This window comes from Nocardiopsis sp. TNDT3, from assembly GCF_003427465.1.
GTDB lineage: Bacteria > Actinomycetota > Actinomycetes > Streptosporangiales > Streptosporangiaceae > Nocardiopsis > Nocardiopsis dassonvillei.
On record NZ_QPFC01000370.1, the window covers coordinates 1 to 4,652 of the forward strand.

General features: G+C 70.9%; 5 protein-coding genes. All 5 read left to right on the forward strand.

Going from position 1 to position 4,652, the window contains the following annotated elements; all coding sequences use genetic code 11:
* Positions 1-29 precede the first annotated feature (29 nt).
* Positions 30-764: a nitrate reductase molybdenum cofactor assembly chaperone gene (narJ, locus tag DQW06_RS09825; protein ID WP_013155423.1), complete on the forward strand. Its 735-nt coding sequence runs from the start codon at positions 30-32 to the stop codon at positions 762-764.
* Positions 761-1,513, forward strand: coding sequence for a respiratory nitrate reductase subunit gamma (gene narI, locus DQW06_RS09830; RefSeq protein WP_013155422.1), 753 nt, complete (start codon positions 761-763; stop codon positions 1,511-1,513). Before narJ ends, narI begins: the two co-directional genes overlap by 4 nt.
* A 290-nt stretch (positions 1,514-1,803) precedes the next feature.
* Positions 1,804-2,091 carry a GNAT family N-acetyltransferase gene (locus DQW06_RS09835; RefSeq protein WP_013155421.1) on the forward strand — a complete coding sequence of 96 codons (288 nt, stop codon included), beginning with the start codon at positions 1,804-1,806 and terminating at the stop codon, positions 2,089-2,091.
* 164 nt (positions 2,092-2,255) lie between these two features.
* The gene (locus DQW06_RS09840) at positions 2,256-3,749 is read left to right on the forward strand and encodes a sodium:alanine symporter family protein (RefSeq protein WP_013155420.1); all 1,494 of its coding nucleotides are present in this window, start codon (positions 2,256-2,258) and stop codon (positions 3,747-3,749) included.
* A gap of 253 nt (positions 3,750-4,002) precedes the next feature.
* Positions 4,003-4,602 carry a GNAT family N-acetyltransferase gene (locus DQW06_RS09845; protein ID WP_013155419.1) on the forward strand — a complete coding sequence of 200 codons (600 nt, stop codon included), beginning with the start codon at positions 4,003-4,005 and terminating at the stop codon, positions 4,600-4,602.
* Positions 4,603-4,652 lie beyond the last annotated feature (50 nt).

Genomic DNA, 4,652 nt, shown 5'->3' on the forward strand with positions numbered 1-4,652 from the left:
GAGACCGCGCCGCCGAGGAGGGGGAGAGGATGAGCACCACCGCTGACGCAGGGGGAGCGGACGGGACGGTACGGAGCGGCACCGGGTGGCTGGGGGAGGCGCGCGCCATCCGCCGGGCGCACCGCGTGGCGGTCACCCACCAGGCCGCCTCGGTCCTGCTCGGCTACCCCGACCAGGCCTTCTTCGAACGCCTGCCGCTGGTGGCCCGCGCGGTCGCCGAGCTGCCGAGGGGAGGGGTGCGCGCGGCGCTCCAGGAGTTCTGCGACCACGCCTCCACCGTCTCCGAACTGGAGCTGTGCGAGCACTACGTGGACGTGTTCGACCTGCGCAGGCGCAGGACCCTGCACATGACCTACTACACCGACGGCGACACCCGCCGCAGGGGGCACGCCCTGGCCGAGATCAAGCGCGTCTACGCCGAGGCCGGGTGGCGGGTGGAGAACCGCGAGCTGCCCGACCACCTGGCGGTGGTCCTGGAGTTCGCGGCCCGGGGCGACGCGCGCGCGGGCGAGGCCCTGCTGCTGCGCTTCCGGCCGGGTCTGGAGCTGATGGCCCGGACCCTGCACGACCACGGCACGCCCTACGCGCGGATCGTGGACGCGGTCCGCATGACCCTGCCCGCCCAGGAGCGCGGGGACCTGGAAGCCGTGCGCAGGCTCGCGGCCCAGGGGCCGCCCGCCGAGGACGTGGGCCTGGAACCGTACGGGGTGCGGGCGCCGCTGCCGCGGACCGAGGCCCCCGGGTACGACCGGGAGGAGCGGTGAACGGGTACGGCGCGCTCGACCTGCTGCTGTGGGGCGTCCTGCCCTACGCGGTCCTCGTCCTGGTGGTGGGCGGCCTCGTCTGGCGGTACCGGTACGACCGGTTCGGCTGGACCACCCGTTCGTCGGAGCTGTACGAGTCCAGGCTGCTGCGGATCGGCAGCCCCCTGTTCCACATCGGCCTGCTCCTGGTGATCGGCGGCCACGCGGTGGGGCTGCTCGTGCCCGAGGGCTGGACCCGGGCGCTCGGGGTGTCCGACACCGTCTACCACGTCACCGCCCTGTCGCTCGGGCTGGTGGCGGGGGTGTGCACGCTCGGCGGGATCGTCCTGCTGATCTGGCGCCGCCGCACGACGGGGCCGGTGTTCAGCGCCACCACGCGCAACGACAAGCTCATGTACCTGGTGCTGGTCCTGGCCATCGTCACCGGGCTGGGCATGACCGCCTACTTCGCCGGGGTGGAGGTGGCGGGCGGGCACACCCAGGACTACCGGCGGACGGTGTCGCCGTGGTTCCGCTCCATCTGGGTGCTCCAGCCCGACGTCGCGGCGATGTCCGCCGCCGAGGCCCCGTACAAGCTGCACGCCCTCGTCGGCCTGGGGCTGTTCGCCCTGCTGCCCTTCACCCGCCTGGTGCACGCGTTCAGCGCGCCGATCGGCTACCTCTTCCGTCCCTACGTCGTCTACCGCACGCGGGACCGGTACCCGACCGCCTCGGGGCAGGCGGAGCGGCCCGCCCGCCGGGGCTGGTGACCCGGCCGCCCGTGCGGCCCGCCAGTGAGGCCCGGTCTCTCGTGCGGCCCGGTCTCCCGTGACGCCGAGGCCGTCCGTGCGGCCCGCCGTGTGACCCGGCCGCCTGTGTGGCTCGGGCCCCGTATGGCCCGGGCCGCCCGTCCGGCCGGGGCGGTCCGGGCGGACCGCGGCCCGTCCCGGTCACGGACGGTCACCGCGTGACCGGGGTGTGCGCGGCGGTTATGTGTGGGAACGTGGTCATTGGCCCGCGCACACCGCGTGCGCGAACACGGGGAGTGGGAGAGAGTGCCATGGACCTGACGGTCGTCGACGTTCCGGAGCGCTCGCGCTACGAGGTGAGCGCGGACGGGGCGGTGGTGGGGTTCTCCGCCTACCACCTGATCGACAAGGGCGTGTACGCCCTGCCGCACGTGGAGGTCGACCCCTCCTTCGAGGGCAAGGGTGTGGCGAGCCGCCTCATGCGCGACTCCCTGGACCACATCCGGTCGCGGGGGCTCAAGATCGTGCCGATCTGCCCCTTCGCGCGGGCCTACCTCAAGAAGAACCCGTCCTACGCCGACCTGGTCCACGAGGGCTGAGCCCGCGGCCGCGCGCGGGGTCCTCCGGGGCGGCTCCGCGGACCGGAGGCGGATAACGGGGACATCACCATCCGGGCACGGCGTGTCCCGGATGGTGATATTCTGCGTACTTCAGGGGTATGTGGGAGCGGTTGTCCTCTTATGGAGCGAAGGAGCCCCTCCCCGTGTTGCCTGCCGACCAAGCGCCAACCCTGGACGCGCGTCTGACAGACGCCATCGCGACGTTCAACAACGACTTCTTCTGGTCCTGGATCCTGATCCCGCTCCTCGTGGTGGTGAGCCTCTACCTCACCGTCCGGACGGGCGCCGTCCAGATCCGGATGCTCCCGGAGATGTTCCGGGTGCTCAAGAGCAAGCCCGAGACCGCTCCTGACGGGGGCAAGGCGGTCTCCTCCATCCAGGCGTTCATGATCTCGGCCGCGGCCCGCATCGGCACGGGCAACATCGTCGGCGTGGCCGTCGCCATCTCCCTGGGCGGCCCGGGCGCCGTCTTCTGGATGTGGACGATGGCGATCGTGGTCTGCGCGGCCAGCTTCGTCGAGTCCACCCTGGCCCAGCTCTACAAGGTCAGGGACTCCACCGGCTACCGGGGCGGACCGGCCTACTACATGGAGAAGGGCCTGGGCCAGCGCTGGATGGGCGTGCTCTTCGCCATCGTCCTCATCCTGACCTTCCCGATGGTCTTCAACGCCGTGCAGAGCAACACCATCGCCGGGGCCGTCACCAACTCCGCCCAGAACATGAACGTGGACGCGGGCCTGGGGCTGTCGGCCGCGGTCGGGGTCGTGCTCGTGGCGGTCACCGCGATGGTGATCTTCGGCGGTGTGCGCAGGATCGCCAACACCGCGCAGGCGCTGATCCCGGCCTTCGCGCTGATCTACCTGATCATGGGCGTTATCATCGTGGGGATGAACTTCGAGCGCGTCCCCGGGATGTTCGCGCTCATCTTCGAGCACGCCTTCGGCATCCGCGAGTTCGCCGCCGCCGGTCTGGGCACGGTGATCATCCAGGGCGTGCGCCGGGGCATGTTCTCCAACGAGGCGGGCCTGGGATCGGCTCCCAACGCCGCGGCCAGCGCCGCCGTCACCCACCCCGCCAAGCAGGGCCTGGTGCAGACCCTCGGCGTCTACTTCGACACCCTCGTGGTCTGCTCCATCACGGCCTTCATCATCCTCATCGGCTACGAGGGCGGCTCCGAGCGCGAGCTGGAGGGCGACCTCACCCAGATCGCGGTCACCGAGGCCCTGGGCCCCTGGGCGCTGCACCTGATGACGCTGATCATCCTCCTGGTCGCGTTCACGTCGGTGCTGGGCAACTACTACTACGGCGAATCGAACCTGGAGTACCTGACCGCCGACCGGCGCGTCATGCTCGGCTACAAGATCGTCTTCCTCGTGGCCAGCTTCCTCGGCTCGCTGGGCTCGATCGACCTGGTCTGGACGCTGGCGGACACGACCATGGGCATGATGGCGCTGATCAACCTCGTGGCCATCACACCGCTGGCCGCGATCGCGGCACGGGTGCTCAAGGACTACAACGACCAGCGGCGCCAGGGCATCGACCCCGTGTTCACGCGGGACCGGCTGCCCGACCTGCGCGGAGTGGAGTGCTGGGAGCCCAGGGAGAGGGAGGCTGCGGCCGAGACCGACAAGGTCTGAGGGCCGCTGGTCGGGGCCCGCGCCGCACGGGCCCCGAGCCGTCCCGTGCCCCGGACGGGGTTCCGGTCCGTTCGCCGGTGGGGCGGGGGAGAACGCATCCCCCGCCCCACCGGCGTCTTCAACGGGTCATTAGATGACAGAACCCACCAGGTAAGGCTTTTCAGTGCATCTGTGTTCTTTCGGTCACGGCGAATAATCGCTAGTGTGCTGGATCACAGTTGTGGCGGCCCGTGTGTCTCGTCGAGGGAGTCCGATGTCCATCGTCTCAATCGAGCCCGCCACCGCCGAGCGGTGGGAAGACCTGGAGAACCTGTTCGGACCGACCGGAGCCTACGGGCACTGCTGGTGCACCTTCTTCCGGAGGCGGGCCAAGGACCACACGGCGAGCACCTCCTGCGACCGCTCCCAGCGCGGTGTGGACAACAAGGAGGAGCTGCGGCGCCTGACCCTGGACGGGCGGGTGCCCGGCCTGCTCGCCTACGACGAGGACGGCCCCTGCGGGTGGGTGTCCGTGGCGCCCCGGGAGGACTTCATCCGGTTGTCGCGGTCGCGGTCCCTGCGCCCGGCCGATCCCCGTGAGCCCGGCGTGTGGTCGCTGGTCTGCTTCTGGCTCCCGCCCCGTCGGCGCAGGCGCGGCCTGGGCAGCCGCCTGCTGGACGGGGCGATCGAGTACGCCCGGGCCAACGGCGCGCGCGTCCTGGAGGCCTATCCGGTGGACACCGCCGGAGGGCGGGCGCCCAGCGCCGAGGTCTACACGGGGACGGTGGAGATGTTCCGCAGGGCGGGGTTCACGCTGAACAACCACCACGTGAGCGAACGCGTGGTCGCCCGCCTGGAACTCAAAACCGAGTAGTCCCCGTCTCCTCTTTCCCCTTTTCCTGATCCGCGTCCCGCCCCCGACCC

What these genes read in the sequence shown, in the direction of transcription:
- narJ (WP_013155423.1), top strand. Translation starts at nt 30, where the DNA reads ATGAGCACCACCGCTGACGCAGGGGGAGCGGACGGGACGGTACGGAGC.
- DQW06_RS09835 (WP_013155421.1), top strand. Translation starts at nt 1,804, where the DNA reads ATGGACCTGACGGTCGTCGACGTTCCGGAGCGCTCGCGCTACGAGGTG.
- DQW06_RS09845 (WP_013155419.1), top strand. Translation starts at nt 4,003, where the DNA reads ATGTCCATCGTCTCAATCGAGCCCGCCACCGCCGAGCGGTGGGAAGAC.